We start from the raw sequence: 15,552 nt of genomic DNA, 5'->3' as shown, positions 1-15,552 counted from the left end.
TGATAAAAAGAATGGTTTTACACGTAAAATGATTATAATCGTTGTTTGAGTGAGTACAATCATTCATTCTAAAATCCCGCAATTCTTTGGATATTTCTGACACTTTTTAAGCTACAGGACACCCGATACTCTATGAGTGCACTGATTCATCACTTTGTTGTACATCGATTGATTGTAAACAAAGACGAGAAAATTGAAGCTATTCCACGCGAAAACTGTTTGGCAGTTACACCGGAAATTGAACTTCTTGCCCATCAAATTAACCACAGCTTCAACGCAAAACCTGGTAAAGGGGTTGGTCACTTTGTAAGTGAAGTTACCCGTGAGTCTACCGTTGAAAACGAAGAAGGTGAAACGTCGACTCAAAAAAGTACTGAGAACGTGGCTGAGTTCGCAGAAGGCCTTAAGCAGTACATGGATATTCAAAAAGCAGCGGGAGATAATGTAGAGAACGCGTTTCACGAGTTTTCAGTTGCAGCCACAAACCGCTTAGTTCGCACATTAGCAGAAACCGGCACGGTAGAAACCGGCTTTCTTATTTTCTGTCAGTACGAATACTTAGCTACGCAGTATTTAATGATTGCCCTTTTAAACACGCGTTCGCATGTTGAAGTAACCAACTCACTTGATTTATCTGCACGCGAGCACTTAGATTTGGCGAAAATGCAGCTAGCTGTGCGTTTCGACTTAACGCAGTGGGACATACAGCCAGAACAGCAGCGTTATGTTAGCTTTATAAAAGGTAGAATGGGCCGCAAGGTCTCTGATTTCTTTATGCAGTTTGTTGGTTGTGAAGAATTGGTCGACGTCAAACAGCAAAATAAGCAGCTTATTTCAACAGTTGACGCGTATTTAGCCAGTGAGTCATTAGATCCACAAGAGCAACATCAGCATAGAGAAGAAGTAAAATCATATTTTAAAGAAAAGATTGATGCTGGTGAGAGTTTATCGGTGGATGAACTGGCAAACCGACTTCCACAAAATGAAGATACCAGTAGCAACTTTTCTGCGTTTACACAGTCTATGGAAGTGCCGCTTGAGAAAGAAATTCAGCCAGACCCTGCAGCACTAAAACAGCTAGCCAAATTTACCGGCCAAGGCGGTGGTATATCGCTAAGCTTCGAGCGCAAGTTGATGGGTGACAGAGTGTTTTACGACCCAGCGACAGATACGCTTACCATTCGCGGAATTCCGCCTAATTTGAAAGATCAGCTAAATCGCCAATCTTCAATGGACTAGTCGCTGCGAAGGCGAAATAAAACACGTATACTAGTTAGTAGAAAATAAACTCGATTCAAGGGTGTTATGCAATTATTTGTAAATGATTTGACAGTAATGGACTTCTCTTACCTATGCCCAAAACGAGGCATGGTAGGCGAAAGCTGGATTGTCGATGTGATTTTGGACGGTGAACTCAACGAAGAGAGCATGGTTCAAGACTTTGGTCACGTGAAAAAGAACCTAAAGCGATTAATCGACGAATACGTCGACCACAAGTTGCTTGTGCCTGCTGAATATAGCGGCTCAGAAGTGATACATGATGATGTGACAGAGCAAGTTGAGACTCGCTTTACCTGCACAGACGGGCGAAGCATTATGCTGCATTGTCCTGCAGAAGCGTATGCATTTGTTTATTCAGATGAAATAAATATGGAGTCGGTGGGCGTATACCTCAAAGAAGTGCTTGCTACCCATTTACCCGAGAATGTTGAAAACATAACGCTGAATCTGCGTGAAGAGGTCATCAACTCTCCGTTTTATCATTACACTCACGGGCTTAAAAAGCACGATGGTAATTGCCAACGTATTGCTCATGGCCATCGCTCGCGTATAGATATCCTTTTAGACGGAAAGGTTAGCGTTGAAAGCCAGCAGTATTGGGCAGAACGTTGGGAAGATATATACATCGCCACACGAGAAGACGAAATTGCTTATTGTAACAGAAAGTTAAAAGGCGAGGTTGCTAACGAGGCTGACTATTATTGTTTTGCCTACGAGTCATCGCAGGGCTACTTTGAGTTGTTAATACCCAAGTCAGATTGCGAAGTGATTGATACCGACTCAACCGTTGAGTGTTTAGCCCAATACCTTCTTGAAGAGCAGAAAAAACGTACACCAAATGGCATTTGCCAAGTTATCGCTTATGAAGGTGTAGGTAAAGGTGCCACCGTTAAGGGTTAACGCAAGTAAATACTAGAATTTACAAGGATTTGAAATTAACTTATGACATTGACCTCGTTACAATATGCTTCAGTAAACACATCTAAGCGCACGGCAATTAAGTCTTCGGTACGAACCTTAACATGCATGATTTTTCTAGGTGGGCTGTCGTCTATATTTGGTACGTCAATGAACAATGCGTTAGCAGCAGTTGTATCCGACACGCAAGGCGCTGTGGTTTCAAGTGAAAACAGCATTGATGTTTCACTAAATGGTAAGTTTACCCAAGGTGCACTTCTACGCGGCCAAGCGCCAGTGGGTGCGCAAGTATTTTTGAATGATGAGCGCGTTCCCACTAATGGCGAAGGTAAATTCGTCGTCGGGTTTGAGCGCGAAGCACCGTTGCAACAAACACTGGTTGTAAAGGGGCACAATGGTGAAGCGTGGCAACGCACCTTCACGCTTGAGAAGCGTGAATACAATATTCAACGCATAGATGGCTTAGAGCAAAAAATGGTGACGCCTCCCGCTGAGGTTACGGCGCGAATAAAGCGTGACAATATCAACGTTGCTAATGCTCGAAGTGGTAATTCTAACTTAGATGCTTTATTTACACGTTTTGAATGGCCCGCTAAAGGAGTGATATCGGGTGTTTACGGCAGCCAGCGTATTTTAAATGGCGTGCCGAAATGGCCACATTACGGCGTTGATATTGCTAATGAAACCGGCACACCTGTTTATGCTCCGGTTGATGGAATCGTAACGATGGCGGACGACCTTTATTACTCGGGTAACACGTTAATTTTAGACCATGGAATGCGCGTATTCTCAACCTTTCTGCATATGGATGAGATAACAGTAACGGTTGGTGAGAAAGTAAAGCAGGGGGATAAAATAGGGACGATTGGTTCAACTGGACGCTCAACCGGCCCGCATTTAGACTGGCGTATTAACCTTGGTAAAATGCGATTAGATCCTCAAACCATTATTTCTGGGTTGCCAAATGCCGATTAAATAGCGCGCTCTACCCATTGAAAAAGGCTCCTTTAGGAGCCTTTTTCGTATGAACCTTTTAGTTAGTTTTTCATTCCCAACCATTTCTGTAGTTTTTCGTTGTCGTTGATTTCGAAGTAGGCCATTTCAGAGCGGGCTCTCATCACTTTCAAAGTGAGCGTAAGGAGTCTTCCGTCACGTATAAGTGTAATATCTACCGAAGGTTGCTGTGTATTATCTAGCATGCGCTGAAGTTTTTGCGCGTTTACAATATGGCCGTTCATAGCAATGATGACATCGTTTAATAATATGCCTGCATCCATCGCCGCTAAGCCTTCGAAAACCTGCGTAACACTTAACCCAAAAGGCGCAGTTTTTAGCGTAGCGCCAAGCTGATTTTTAATAGCGGGCTGATTCGTTTTACCACCTTTATCTTCAGCGGATACGCGAGAGCGAGTGTGGAATTCTACACCCATTTCGCTTACCACGGCGGCTAAATCAACATCATTTGTTGCATAAACCACGGAATTTAAGTACTCAGATACATCGATGTTAAAATGAGATTTGCATAATCTTTCAATGACATCATCCGGCGTGCCTTTCTCATCAATGCCATATTGCTGCCATAGCAACTGCATTAGGGAGTCTAGGGTTACACTGTTATCCGACTTAGAGCGAAGCAACAAATCGAGTCCAAGCGCTATAATTCCACCTTTGGTGTAATAACTTACGATGTTGTTAGTTGCGCTAGCATCTTGCTTATAGAACTTAGTCCAGGCATCGAAGCTGCTCTGTGCAGCGCTTTGTTTAAAACGCCCCGCGTTTTGAAGTAGTCGAGAGACATTGTGTGAAATAATATCAAGGTATTTTTGTGGCTCAATGACGCCGGCTCTCGCAAGTGCGACATCATCGTAAAAACTAGTAAAGCCCTCATATATCCAAAGTTGATTGGTATAAGTCTCTTGAGACAAATCTGGCATCACCATTACGTTGGGCTTTATTCGCTTTACGTGCCAAGTATGGAAAAACTCGTGGCTACATAAACTTAGAAACGTTATATAGCTATCGGTTTTTGTCTCAGAATCTCCAATTTGAGGGAGATCAAAGCGCGGATAGAGTAAAGCTGTGGAGTACTTATGCTCTAGGCCACCAAAGCCATTATCGGCAAGCAATGTCATAAACAAATAGTTGTCGATAGGATGCGGGTTACCAAACAAATCAAGATGATGTTTACAAATTGGCTTCAAGTCATTGGCTATGCGGTCATAATCGATTTTGTTATTACCCGAAAACAGTAACGTAAATGTAACGCCATCAACATTAAAGCTATGAGTGTCGGCAACACCAACGTAGATAGGATGGTCAATTAGCTCGTAATAATTTGCCTCTTCAAAGTACCAAAGAAAGCCAGTATCACTTTTCTTACGAACGGGCATGGAAGTATAAGCTTGCCAACTAGCAGTCGTAGGGTCGTCTTCATTGAGTTTTATGTCAAGTTCGCACTTTTCGTTCTCGAAGCCTGAAACTTTTAAAAATGCACTAGTACCGTTAATAAACGCATATTGATCGTTCATAAAAGCGGAACGAATTGAAAGATCGTTTGCATAAACGACATAGCTAATAATGCACGGTTTCCCTTTTGAGTCGACAGACCACGTTTGCTTATCCATTTTGGATAGAGATACCGTGTTTGTTTTGTGTGCATCAGTATAAGCGTGAATCGAAATGATACTTTTGGCAAAATCGCGCACCATATAACTGCCTGGTATCCAACTTGGCAGCGAAAGCTCAAGTGAAGATTGTGCGTGCTCAGGCACAGATATGTCTACAGTGAATTGGTGAGCACGCCAATTTGAAATCGTTAACGTGTAATGAATAGAAGAAGGCATAAACATCCAGATTTAATTGAGCATTGATTGCGTTTCACTATATCAATCTATTTTCATATCCCCAACAGTTCTCGTTGCGCTTTGCTTTGTTTTAACAATAGTCGTCTGGTGATATAAGTTGATAAGTTCTTGTTTGATGAGTACATTTAAAGAACCATCCCTTAATCCAGCATTAACAAGTACAAATGGCCGAAAATATCGAAAGTAATATACTTAGTCCAGAAGGCCTAGAATCTTTGCGTACCCTAGTACCTGGCGATACGGTTGATTTAGAAATCGCTATGCCAGCCGCTTCTAAGCGCGTCAAAACTGACTATGTTGGTATGCTCATTGATGATTGTTTACTTTTTTACATTTCAAATTCGGCAAAATGGATAACGGTTAGAGACGCGCTTACGACGGGGAATAGTGTAGTTGTTCGCTCGGTACTTGAAGGAGACACGGGTCAGGTTATCGCGTTCAAAGTTAAAGTGCTAAAATTAATTTCAAAGCCCTCAAGCCTGCTCATAACTACGTTTCCTAAAAGAATAGAAAGTATAGGACTTCGTGCCGTTAAAAGGGCCCAGCTTGGTGTTTCTGTGACGCTAGCATCAGACGTGTTTCCCGACAACGAAAGTGTGATCGGGATCATTGTAGATTTAAGCGCAAAAGGCTGCAAAGTGGCGCTACAAGTAAAACCAAACTGGCCAGTTATGCTTGATGAGTCTAGTGTAATTTTAAACTATTCTTTAGATGGCAAAGAGGTTGCCCTTAGCGCTAAGGTTAAAAATCACAAGCTTGAAAACGATGTCATTTATTACGGGCTTGCCTTCAACTGTGACGAGAAATTAATAAAAACGCTGCTGTCCCGACACACGCTGTTAGCATGATTTAAGCAGTTTGATATTCGGTGGGGCGCTCTTTAGGCAAAGATGAAAATAGGCTAGGGGGATAAACATGAGAAGCATTGAAAGGCTATTGATCCAGTACGGTGAAAGCCATCAAAATAAAGCTAACATTATTATACATGCTATTGCGGTACCTAGTATTTATTTAGTGTCGATTGGCTTGTTATGGAGTTTGCCAGTTCCTGATTTTATCAAGCATTTTGAAATTACATGGGCACACATTATCGCAATACCTGTGTTGTATTATTACTTCATGTTGTCTGGGCCCATCGGTGCAGCAATGACTTTGCTCACTATTTTTTGCTTCGGCGTAATTAACGTACTCGACTATCTCAATATTTCAGTATGGCTTTTCTCTCTTGTTCTTTTTGTGGTGATGTGGGTTTTACAATTCATCGGTCATCATATTGAAGGTAAAAAACCATCATTCTTTGATGATTTACGTTTTCTCTTAGTCGGGCCAGCCTGGTGGTGGGTGCATTGGCTCAAAAGAATGAATATAAGTTATTAACGAGGGTTGGTTTACTCATTTTGTAGCAGGGCTAACCTGCCAAAACATGTCTAGTTTCAAGATTTTGCCCTGCGACCAGAAGCACAACGCGCACGACCAAGCCGCTTGGGTCGTGGCAGGTCTTGCGTATAATCTTCTTATTAGTTTTTAGATTGGTAATATTGTGAGCCGCTTTCAGCGTGTAATAGAAAGTAATGAACGGTTGTTTTGGACGTTGCACAGTGCAGGCTGGGCAGGGTTCGCGATAATTTATTACATTGGATCTTTTCTCCATGACGTAAGGCCGATATGGGTCTTTATCATCATGCTCAACGCTTACGCTGGATGGTTACTTACCATTCCCCTTCGCTATGTATATCGCTGGGCAAGAAAACAGTCGCCACTGAATATGATCATTATTGTGATTGTGTCGTGTTATTTGATTGCGTTGCTTTGGGCTGTAGTTAAAAACATTAACTATTGGGAGATATACAAGCATGGCTATCGCCCAGATGAGTGGTATATGTATTTTACTAATACTATTAATTCACTCATTATGGTGGGCTGTTGGAGCGGTGTTTACTTTGGCATTAAAAACTTTCAGATGCTGCAAAAAGAGAAGCAAAACGCGTTGAAAGCCAGCACTATGGCGCACCAGGCACACATAAAAATGCTGCGGTATCAGCTTAATCCTCATTTCTTGTTCAATACACTTAATGCCATCTCCACGTTAGTGCTATTGAAAGAGAACGACACCGCTGAAGCGATGGTATCTCGACTTAGTGATTTTTTGCGTTACTCTCTTGATAATGACCCCATCAAACGAGTTCCGTTAGGTCAAGAAATCAAGGCGTTACGCTTATACCTAGAAATTGAGAAAGTGCGTTTCGATGACCGTCTTGAAGTGTCTTGGGATATTGATGAGGGATGTGAAAGCGCTCTGGTCCCCAGTATGATTTTGCAACCCATTATTGAAAATTCAATAAAACATGCCATATCTAGAATGGAAAATGGGGGCCGTATATCCATTACCGCACGGACATTTGGTAACGATTTATTAATGGATGTCGCAGACAACGGACCAGGCGCCGATATTAAAAACGGTACGCTTAGCCGAGAAAATGGCGTAGGTTTAGCTAACATTAAAGAACGTTTGCAGTCGCTTTACCACCGTAATTTTGCATTCTCAATAGAACACAATCAGCCTTCAGGAGTACGAGTAAGAATTCGTATTCCGTATGAAGTTAAGGACGTATAACATGACAAAGCAAGTAATTAAAACCATTGTAGTGGACGACGAACCGCTGGCGCGTAAAGGCCTGCGCGCTAGGTTAGAGCGTCATGATGATGTGCAAGTACTTGCCGAATGTCAAAACGGTTTAGAAGCGGTTAGCAGTATTTCGCAGCACCGTCCTGATTTGGTCTTTTTAGATATTCAAATGCCCGGCCTAAATGGCTTTCAAGTTATTCATAAGTTGCGAGAGCTAAAACAGCCTATTCCTATGATTGTTTTCGTGACTGCCTACGACAGCTATGCAATTAAAGCGTTTGATGTTCACGCACTGGACTACCTTTTAAAGCCAGCCGACGATGAACGTCTTGGTGCTGCATTAAACAAGGTGCGAGAATACTTCTCTACTCAACATCAAGACGAGCAGTCACAGAAGTTGGTTAGTTTAGTTGCAGAGTTAACCGGTGATGACTGTGAGGAAATTCTTCGTAAATTAGCAAACGGTGAGCCAGTTGAAACGAACCCTTATCCTGACGTATTGGCAATAAAAGATGGCTCGGAAGTTACGCGAGTCAATGTCCAAGATATTCAGTGGATAGACGCCGCAGGTGACTATATGTGCGTTCATGCGCTTGACGGTATGCACATAATGCGTAAAACCATGAAGGAGTTAGAGCAAGAGCTTAACCCCCAATTCTTCGTTCGCGTGCACCGTTCAGCTATTGCTAATATTCGATTTGTCAAAAAGCTGGTTAGTCACATTAGCGGTGAGTATCATTTAATACTTCAAAACGACACAGAGCTTAAAGTAAGTCGCAGTCATCGAGATAAGGTAAAAGCAGCAATGAAAATGTAGCTTTTGACCCCGCCTAATCAATAGCCTTGTTTAATCGTTAATTAGCCATTGGCGTCTTCTCGGTTAAAACAAGGCTTTTCGTTAAATACTCACTAAGTATTATCGTATCTCTCGTTCATTAACGTACGCATTGCATCAACCCGAGCCTCGTTCAATGGCTTCGTATTTTCCCATGTTTTCGAAAGCGGTACAGTAACAGGGCGCTGATTAACCTCTCCAACCATTACGTTTGTTATATCCTTACCCACAAGGCTAATAGCGAACTCGCCTAGCGTTGTGGCTAATAAACGGTCTTGGGCAACAGGTGAACCTCCTCGCTGAACATGCCCTAGAGTAACCGGCCTCACATCGTCAATATTATGCTTTTGAAGGGCGTCCGTTAAGCCAGTTAATCCATTTGGCCAAACATTTTCCGCTACCACAACAATAAAACTAACCGGGCCTTTTACGCTTCGCTGCGCTTTAATTTGCGACACTATCTTTTGAATTTCGTCTTTTTCAGAAACGAAAAATTCGGGCACTACTACGTAATCAGCTGCAGAAGACAGCGCGGCGTTTAGCGCTAAAAAACCTGCGTTTCTGCCCATGACTTCAACTAGAAAAATTCGTTCAAAGGCATCGGCGGTATCTCGAACTTTATCAATAGAACTCATCGCCGTATCTATTGCGGTGTAGTAACCAATAGTGGCATCTGTGCCTGAAATATCATTATCTATTGTACCGGGTATACCTATAATCTGACCGCCCCAATATTCACTGAGCTTTGCTGCTCCTCTAAAGGAGCCATCTCCACCTATTACTATTAATGTATCAATTTCGGCTTGTAATAGGTTATTTGCGGCCTTAATCAATCCCTCTTGGTTTTTAAATTCTTTACATCTAGCGCTATGCAGAATAGTGCCACCTTGCTGAAGAAGGTTGTGGGTAGAGTCGAGCGAAAGCGAAATGTACTCCTGCTGAAGAAGCCCGTTATAGCCGTGCTTGTAACCTAGTAGCGTGTAATCAGCTTTTTGACAGGCAATAATTGTGGCACGTATACAGGCATTCATTCCGGGCGCGTCCCCCCCAGATGTTAAAATAGCGACACGTTTTGACACATTAAAATCCTTCTTTTTATAAGCTATGCCATTAAAGTAGAGTAAACGCCCAGACACGTAAAGTATTCAATTTATGGTCTCTATTTTACCACTTCCAGCCCAAGGCAAAATTTAAGTGTAAAACACTAAGCGGTTTTGTTTACAGCTACGTAAACAACATAAAAAGGAAAAGCTATGCGTTCAATGTTCATTCTTGTATTCGTTTTTTTACTAACGTCTTGCAGCTCTAAATTGGCTTACAACAACATTGATTGGTGGGTTTATTGGTATATTGATGACTATATCGAGCTTAATAACGACCAAGAAGAAGAGTTTGATAGTTACTTACAGAACTGGCTTCGCTGGCACAAAAAAAGTGAGCTGAGCCGTTATAAAGATCAGCTAGTTAAAATAAAAAGCCAGGTAGAAAACGGCTCGCTAAACTTTAACGCTGTTTATAATCACTTAGAGCTTGGAAGAGCCCATTGGGAAAGAGTACGCGATGAAATAAGTCCAGAGCTTGCCTCAATAGCTAAAACGCTTGATGACGAACAGGTAGTTACTCTTTTCGCTGCGCTGGAAAAAGATAACAAAGAAGAAGAGGAGGAGCGCGAAGAGGCGCTAGAAAAGTCAGAGACCGAACGTTTAAACGATAGAAAAGAGCGTATTGAAAACGCGATAAGTGAGCGCATAGGCAAGTTAAGCGATGAACAAAAGCAAATTGTAAGCACATACGCAGAGCAGTTTATTCCCACTGGTGAAGAGTGGTTGAAGTATCGCAGAGACATTCAAAACGCGGCTAGAAAGCTATTTGTTACGCGTGAACTGAATAGTAATTTCGAAGAAGACCTTATCACTCTGATGCAAAACCCAGATAATTATAGAAGCGAAGTATATAAACAAAGTAGTGCACATAACATGACCGTTTCGGCAACGTTGGTTGCAGAAATTTATTCAACGCTATCTACCAAGCAAAAAGAAACCCTCATTGAAAACATAAATGAATTTATTGAAACGGTAGAGAGTTTTAAACGGTAAAAGGGAGAGGGGGCTTACTATTGTAAAGGCCCCTTTAACGTCCGCATGGTGTGTAGACCTCTGTTCTTGCTTCAGACAAACCATACCTGATACAAACAGGGCAACGAAAACTTTGATCGCTGAAGACAATAAATTTGGCGCCCACTATAGATACTGTGCAAGCCACGTGAACTACTCGCATGCTCGGTACCACAATGATCACTGTTGACTTAAGCGCTCACGTCTTCAAAGAAGATGAGATAATAATAATCACTGCCGGAATGACCCACACTTACACGAGTACCATCATCAAAAATAACGCTTGAAAAGTTTTTAGTAAAATTTGGTTCATCACAATAGCGTAATTTGCATAGATCCGTTTTTTCCTTACCAAAGGTAACATAAAGTCTAAATTGATCAGTGGGTTAAGTTTTAATCAAAATAATGACATTGAACAAAATTAAATCACAATATATATTGAGTTGAACTCAACTTAATGAGGGTTCAACATGCCAACACTTTCTACAAAGAACATCAGTAGTGACTACATTTCCGGCGACAATGCAGATAAATACCGCCAAACTACGAGCGAAAAAGCGCAACAAATCCCAGAAGAAGTGACACTAGCCGACTTAGCACAAATAGAAAAACAAGGCTACGTAGTTATTGAAGAGGTGTTGTCTGCTGAAGAACTTGCAACCATTAAAGCGGAAATTGGGCCACTCTTAAAAGAAACTGGCAGAAACGCATTTGAAGGATATAAAACACAACGTTTATATGCGGTGCTCACCAAAACAAGAGCACTGGATCGTCTTGTTGATCATCCACGCATTTTGGCCATGCTCGACAAAATGTTTATGCCGAATTACTTACTGTCGCAATTGCAAGTCATTAACCTGTTACCCGGCGAGAGCGGCCAGCCGTTGCATTATGACGATGGGTTTTATCCAATTCCAAGACCACGTGCAGGCCTTGGTGCAGCCTCTATTTGGGCAATTGATGACTTTACCCACACCAATGGTGCGACCGTAATTGTACCAAATAGCCATACTTGGGATGATGAACGCAAGCCTCAACCTGAAGAAGCCGTATCAGCTGTTATGAAAGCCGGTTCAGTTCTATTTTATCCGGGAACCTTGTGGCATGGTGGCGGTGCGAATGAGTCCGATGCAAACCGTCTTGCAGTTACTTGCCAATACTGTGAACCCTGGTTGCGAACACAAGAGAACTATTTTCTGGGTACACCACTTGAAGTCGTCGCAGAAGTATCTGAAGATATTCGCCGAATGCTAGGTTATTCAATTCATCCGCCTTTTGCAGGAATGGTTAATGGCATGCACCCCAAACGCTTACTTGAGAATTTGTAATGGCTAAATCAGCGGCAAAGGAATCTACCCGCCAACGTATTTTAGACGCCGCGCGTAAAGAAATTGTGCTCGGCAATGGTGACTTAGAGGTTGCCAATGTCGCAAAACGCGCGGGCGTCTCCGACGGCTTAACCTATTATCACTTTGGCAATAAATCTGGCCTAATCAACGCGATAGTAAACGACTTCTATGCACACTTCGACGATAAAGTTGCGGGCGTGCCTTTTGAGGGAGAAACTTGGGCCGAGCGAGAACAAGCGCGAGTAAATGCAATGGTGACGTTGTTTTATGAGGACCCAGTGGCGATGATAGCTGTCACGCGCCTACGCACAGACCCTGCGTTTGCAGAAGAAGAGGCTGAGCGCAACAGCCGACTAGAGCAATTAGGCGCAAGCAATATCGCCAGCGCACAAAGGGCAAACGAACTCGATCCGTCGCTCAACCCTCTAATGATGGCTTCGATGTTATTGGCTGGTGTTATGGCCGGAGTAAGAGTGGCATTAACCGCGTCACCACCGCTGACACTAGCGCAAGCACAACGTTCAGTGTGGAATTTTGTTGCACGAGCGGTCGGTCTCAACTGAGACGCCGTGGCCCTTGTATGACACTCGGTCTCTTTCAGTGGCCCAACTCGGAAAATTAAAACCCAAAACTTGAACGTTTGCTGTTTGTCTCCAGATGCCTCTATCGCTGTTAGGCGGCTCAGTACATAAAGCGGCCAATGGCCCATTGTATTTTTTTTTGCATTAAAAAGCGAAGGGCAGTCTTACTCGAATTAATATAATCTGAATGTCAATTTTCGAACTTTTTAGTTGAGAGCGCCTAGATGTATTTACGCTCTCTTATTTTGGTATATATTATGCCCAAAATAGAGAGCATGAGTAGGAAGAACATGATTAAAAAGGTCATTGAGTAAGCAGTGTTAAGTTGCTCTAGAGTTGCAGATGAAACTACGTCAGTCCCAAGAAACAGAGTAAAGGACGCTCCCCCTACTGATGCTCCAGTCATTAACCCTAAATTTCTTGAAAGATTAAGCAACCCGGAGGCTTGCCCCTTTTCAGAGTTGGTTACGCTATTGATCACGTATGTACTATTGGCAGCAAGAAACAACTGCCGTCCCGGCGTCATAATAAATAGCGCAACAATATACCCGTAAACGCCAAAAAATAGAGGGAAATATGCATAGCATAAGACGCCCAACCCTATTTGACACAATCCAAAGATGAGTGCCTTTCCTGAGCCATAATAATCTACAATTCGACCCGCCGGGTAACCCGACAATGCTCCTACAAATGGCCCAATGGCCATCACCAACCCGACGTTCGCGGGAGATAGATTTGTTACATAGGTGAGATAAAAAGGCCCAACAACTAGAGTTGCCATTGCAGTAGCGTCAACGAGAAAACTCTCAGTGAGCAACGTGTTACGGTACGTATTTCTGAATAATTTAAGCCTTATGAATGCGTGTTCGTTATCTTTTTGGCTGTTTATAAAAAGAGAAAGACTAAGAGCAAATACTCCCAGCAAACCAGTGTTCGTTTGACTAGATAGTGAAGCACTTGATGAAATAAAAAGTGTGAAGCACAACAAGGATGTGCAAAGTAACGCCATACTGATCAGATCTAACCTTTTTGAGTCCACCTTATCCTCACTATCTTCAGGTAAGAACACATTACAAAAGTAATATGACACAACACTCAGTGGGAGCATTGCCCAAAAGATGAAGGGCCAGTTTAACCATTCTACAATCAAGCCTCCGATTAAAGGACCTAGTGCGGTTCCAGTTGCCGCCATCGTCCCAAGCAGGCCCATTGCTTCACCCGTTTTGTTCTTTGGTAGTGCAGTCCCTGCTAGCGCGAATGATTGAGATAGTAAAAACGCTGCTCCTATCCCCTGTACCATTCGCGCTCCAATCAAAGTCCAAATATTTAAGCTGAGGGCTGCAAAAACTGAAGCAAAAATGAAAACTCCTAAACCCATTAGTATCAGTCTTTTTCTGCCAAACCTGTCGCCTAGCACTCCCCCTACAAGAACTAGTGAAGTTATCGAAAGCAAATAAGAGATTACGACCCAATTCGCGTTCGATAACGTTGTATCGAATTTACTGACAAGCGTCGGCAGAACTACATGGACAATGCTCATTCCTAATGAAGGAATAAAGATGGTCATACCTAGACAAAACAAGGTTCTATATAGCGAAAGTCTCTCGTTTGGTTTTATATTTTTTGGCTTCAACATGCCTTCATTCATGGTACTTCACTACTCATTGACACGTTACTTGACTAGCGTGTGTTAAACTCTTATTGTCATCGTACTACTTAAAGTTAACTTGAGGTCAACATAATTATGGGAGCAATTGATATCTCTAATCTCTCAAAGCGATCAGGCGTACCTGCTTCGACATTGAGATACTACGAAGAAAAGAAATTAATTAAGTCGATTGGCCGAAGTGGCCTAAAACGCCTATTTGATACTTATGTTTTTGAACAGCTAGATTTCATTGCTTTGGGGCAAAGAGCAGGCTTCTCATTGGAAGATATCCAAGCGATGCTTACAACAAAAGGTGAGTATGAAGTTAACCGGGATAAACTCCAAGAAAAGGCACAAGAGATTGGCCAGCATGTAAAGCAACTTACTGCGATCCAACGTTGCTTAGAACATGCGGCCAAATGTTCAGCAGAAAGGCATTCGGAATGTCCAAAGTTTCAGAAGTTACTGCGTGTCGCTGGAAAAGACCAAGCGAGAAAAAAGAATAAATCCAGCAATCAATAGGCTACAAGGCAACGCTCTTTTCATTGAGGAACCGAACCATACGCTTTGATTTAATTTCGTCCGAAAAGTCACTACTCGTCAATCGGTACTGAACAAAGTTCTCAGTTATACAATGGGTGTCATGTATATCACCGGGTAAGAAAACCCTACAGTCGCCAACCTGCAACCTATCAGTACCTCGCGAAACTAAATGCGAAATACCCTCCGCTGTTGTAACATTTTTATACGTCGTCATTTCCATTTCGCCAGACTGGACTGCATAGAAAACCCAGCCAGCCCCGTGATTATGAGGTGGTCGGTACGTTCCATTCTTTTCTGTGTGAGCGAGTAAAATAAACCCATGTTCGGGATCACGGTAAAGCTCTTTTGAACTGGGCTTTTCAAGCATTATCCTTTGTAGCCATTCTTCGTCAGTCGAAGTTTTTGCAAGCTCAGTGAGTAACCTTCTTACTTCTGTTGTTGTATCGGAGTGCAGTCCCTCCCAACAAGCTTTAATCTCTCTTATGATTGTATCTAGGTTGTTTGACATACCAGCATTTCCTCATGTTCTAGATGAGTTCAGAATGATACACCTTAAAGTTAACTTGAGGTCAACCTGGAACTACGACAATTATTTTATCTGCCAACTTGCGAGGTTAGATTTATGCTATTCCAGTAGTAGTAATTACTAATAGGCTCTGAGACGTCATAACACACTATAACATCAGAGATGTTTTGACTTTTGGTGTTGGTTACTCTGATAGAAAGGTTTACCTGAGTTTACAAAAATCGTGTTGATAAGCTTGATTTAACTTATCCCAAATTGATATCTTCA

At 42.4% G+C, this 15,552-nt stretch carries 15 protein-coding genes; 11 read left to right on the top strand and 4 right to left on the bottom strand.

The window, feature by feature from the left end; genetic code table 11:
* Positions 1–132: 132 nt before the first annotated feature.
* The 3 genes from yejK to ACHUFN_RS00555 all read left to right on the top strand — a co-directional run bounded on the left by yejK (position 133) and on the right by ACHUFN_RS00555 (position 3,174).
* On the top strand, positions 133–1,239 hold the full coding sequence (yejK, locus tag ACHUFN_RS00565) for a nucleoid-associated protein YejK (protein WP_394220316.1): 1,107 nt from the start codon (positions 133–135) through the stop codon (positions 1,237–1,239).
* Positions 1,240–1,305: 66 nt separating this feature from the next.
* Positions 1,306–2,181, top strand: coding sequence for a 6-carboxytetrahydropterin synthase (locus ACHUFN_RS00560; RefSeq protein ID WP_394220315.1), 876 nt, complete (start codon positions 1,306–1,308; stop codon positions 2,179–2,181).
* Positions 2,182–2,349: 168 nt separating this feature from the next.
* Positions 2,350–3,174, top strand: a complete 825-nt coding sequence (locus ACHUFN_RS00555; RefSeq protein ID WP_394221020.1) for a M23 family metallopeptidase — start codon at positions 2,350–2,352, stop codon at positions 3,172–3,174.
* A 62-nt stretch (positions 3,175–3,236) separates the two neighbouring features.
* Here ACHUFN_RS00555 and ACHUFN_RS00550 read toward each other — a convergent pair whose 3' ends face one another.
* Positions 3,237–5,042, bottom strand: a complete 1,806-nt coding sequence (locus ACHUFN_RS00550; RefSeq protein WP_394220314.1) for a M61 family metallopeptidase — start codon at positions 5,040–5,042, stop codon at positions 3,237–3,239.
* 185 nt (positions 5,043–5,227) lie between these two features.
* Here ACHUFN_RS00550 and ACHUFN_RS00545 point away from each other — a divergent pair, with 185 nt between their 5' ends.
* The 4 genes from ACHUFN_RS00545 (at position 5,228) to ACHUFN_RS00530 (ending at position 8,506) form a co-directional block, all read left to right on the top strand.
* Positions 5,228–5,911 (top strand): PilZ domain-containing protein, encoded by a 684-nt coding sequence (locus ACHUFN_RS00545; protein WP_394220313.1) that lies wholly within the window; start codon positions 5,228–5,230, stop codon positions 5,909–5,911.
* Between the two features lie 67 nt (positions 5,912–5,978).
* A complete protein-coding gene (locus ACHUFN_RS00540; protein WP_394220312.1) occupies positions 5,979–6,440 on the top strand; it encodes an Mpo1 family 2-hydroxy fatty acid dioxygenase in 462 nt (153 codons plus the stop codon).
* Positions 6,441–6,603: 163 nt separating this feature from the next.
* Entirely contained in the window at positions 6,604–7,677 is a 1,074-nt protein-coding gene (locus tag ACHUFN_RS00535) for a sensor histidine kinase (protein WP_394220311.1), read from the top strand.
* 1 nt (position 7,678) lies between these two features.
* The gene (locus ACHUFN_RS00530) at positions 7,679–8,506 is read left to right on the top strand and encodes a LytR/AlgR family response regulator transcription factor (protein ID WP_012518407.1); all 828 of its coding nucleotides are present in this window, start codon (positions 7,679–7,681) and stop codon (positions 8,504–8,506) included.
* 92 nt (positions 8,507–8,598) lie between these two features.
* On the opposite strand, the gene ACHUFN_RS00525 is transcribed toward ACHUFN_RS00530, so the two are convergent.
* Positions 8,599–9,603 carry an ATP-dependent 6-phosphofructokinase gene (locus tag ACHUFN_RS00525; protein ID WP_394220310.1) on the bottom strand — a complete coding sequence of 335 codons (1,005 nt, stop codon included), beginning with the start codon at positions 9,601–9,603 and terminating at the stop codon, positions 8,599–8,601.
* Positions 9,604–9,777: 174 nt separating this feature from the next.
* Between ACHUFN_RS00525 and ACHUFN_RS00520 the strand changes: the two genes are divergently transcribed.
* From ACHUFN_RS00520 to ACHUFN_RS00510, 3 genes are all read left to right on the top strand, one after another.
* Positions 9,778–10,620, top strand: a complete 843-nt coding sequence (locus ACHUFN_RS00520; RefSeq protein WP_394220309.1) for a DUF6279 family lipoprotein — start codon at positions 9,778–9,780, stop codon at positions 10,618–10,620.
* 488 nt (positions 10,621–11,108) lie between these two features.
* The gene (locus ACHUFN_RS00515; protein ID WP_394220307.1) at positions 11,109–11,966 is read left to right on the top strand and encodes a phytanoyl-CoA dioxygenase family protein; all 858 of its coding nucleotides are present in this window, start codon (positions 11,109–11,111) and stop codon (positions 11,964–11,966) included.
* Positions 11,966–12,550: a TetR/AcrR family transcriptional regulator gene (locus ACHUFN_RS00510; protein ID WP_394220306.1), complete on the top strand. Its 585-nt coding sequence runs from the start codon at positions 11,966–11,968 to the stop codon at positions 12,548–12,550. Before ACHUFN_RS00515 ends, ACHUFN_RS00510 begins: the two co-directional genes overlap by 1 nt.
* A gap of 238 nt (positions 12,551–12,788) precedes the next feature.
* On the opposite strand, the gene ACHUFN_RS00505 is transcribed toward ACHUFN_RS00510, so the two are convergent.
* Positions 12,789–14,216, bottom strand: coding sequence for an MFS transporter (locus ACHUFN_RS00505; protein WP_394220305.1), 1,428 nt, complete (start codon positions 14,214–14,216; stop codon positions 12,789–12,791).
* A 96-nt stretch (positions 14,217–14,312) separates the two neighbouring features.
* On the opposite strand from ACHUFN_RS00505, the gene ACHUFN_RS00500 reads away from it, so the two are divergent.
* Positions 14,313–14,738: a helix-turn-helix domain-containing protein gene (locus tag ACHUFN_RS00500; RefSeq protein WP_394220304.1), complete on the top strand. Its 426-nt coding sequence runs from the start codon at positions 14,313–14,315 to the stop codon at positions 14,736–14,738.
* A gap of 1 nt (position 14,739) precedes the next feature.
* On the opposite strand, the gene ACHUFN_RS00495 is transcribed toward ACHUFN_RS00500, so the two are convergent.
* Entirely contained in the window at positions 14,740–15,267 is a 528-nt protein-coding gene (locus ACHUFN_RS00495) for a hypothetical protein (RefSeq protein WP_394220303.1), read from the bottom strand.
* Positions 15,268–15,552: the final 285 nt, after the last annotated feature.

Source organism: Alteromonas gracilis, assembly GCF_043642145.1.
Classification (GTDB): domain Bacteria; phylum Pseudomonadota; class Gammaproteobacteria; order Enterobacterales; family Alteromonadaceae; genus Alteromonas; species Alteromonas gracilis_B.
This window is presented reverse-complemented; position numbering and strand designations above follow the sequence as displayed.

Bases quoted from the DNA above. Each gene is read 5' to 3' on its own strand.
- ACHUFN_RS00510 (WP_394220306.1), top strand. From the start codon at position 11,966: ATGGCTAAATCAGCGGCAAAGGAATCTACCCGCCAACGTATTTTAGAC.
- ACHUFN_RS00505 (WP_394220305.1), bottom strand. From the start codon at position 14,216: ATGAATGAAGGCATGTTGAAGCCAAAAAATATAAAACCAAACGAGAGA.
- ACHUFN_RS00520 (WP_394220309.1), top strand. From the start codon at position 9,778: ATGCGTTCAATGTTCATTCTTGTATTCGTTTTTTTACTAACGTCTTGC.
- ACHUFN_RS00545 (WP_394220313.1), top strand. From the start codon at position 5,228: ATGGCCGAAAATATCGAAAGTAATATACTTAGTCCAGAAGGCCTAGAA.
- ACHUFN_RS00500 (WP_394220304.1), top strand. From the start codon at position 14,313: ATGGGAGCAATTGATATCTCTAATCTCTCAAAGCGATCAGGCGTACCT.
- ACHUFN_RS00560 (WP_394220315.1), top strand. From the start codon at position 1,306: ATGCAATTATTTGTAAATGATTTGACAGTAATGGACTTCTCTTACCTA.
- ACHUFN_RS00540 (WP_394220312.1), top strand. From the start codon at position 5,979: ATGAGAAGCATTGAAAGGCTATTGATCCAGTACGGTGAAAGCCATCAA.
- ACHUFN_RS00550 (WP_394220314.1), bottom strand. From the start codon at position 5,042: ATGCCTTCTTCTATTCATTACACGTTAACGATTTCAAATTGGCGTGCT.
- ACHUFN_RS00515 (WP_394220307.1), top strand. From the start codon at position 11,109: ATGCCAACACTTTCTACAAAGAACATCAGTAGTGACTACATTTCCGGC.
- yejK (WP_394220316.1), top strand. From the start codon at position 133: ATGAGTGCACTGATTCATCACTTTGTTGTACATCGATTGATTGTAAAC.
- ACHUFN_RS00495 (WP_394220303.1), bottom strand. From the start codon at position 15,267: ATGTCAAACAACCTAGATACAATCATAAGAGAGATTAAAGCTTGTTGG.
- ACHUFN_RS00530 (WP_012518407.1), top strand. From the start codon at position 7,679: ATGACAAAGCAAGTAATTAAAACCATTGTAGTGGACGACGAACCGCTG.
- ACHUFN_RS00555 (WP_394221020.1), top strand. From the start codon at position 2,350: ATGAACAATGCGTTAGCAGCAGTTGTATCCGACACGCAAGGCGCTGTG.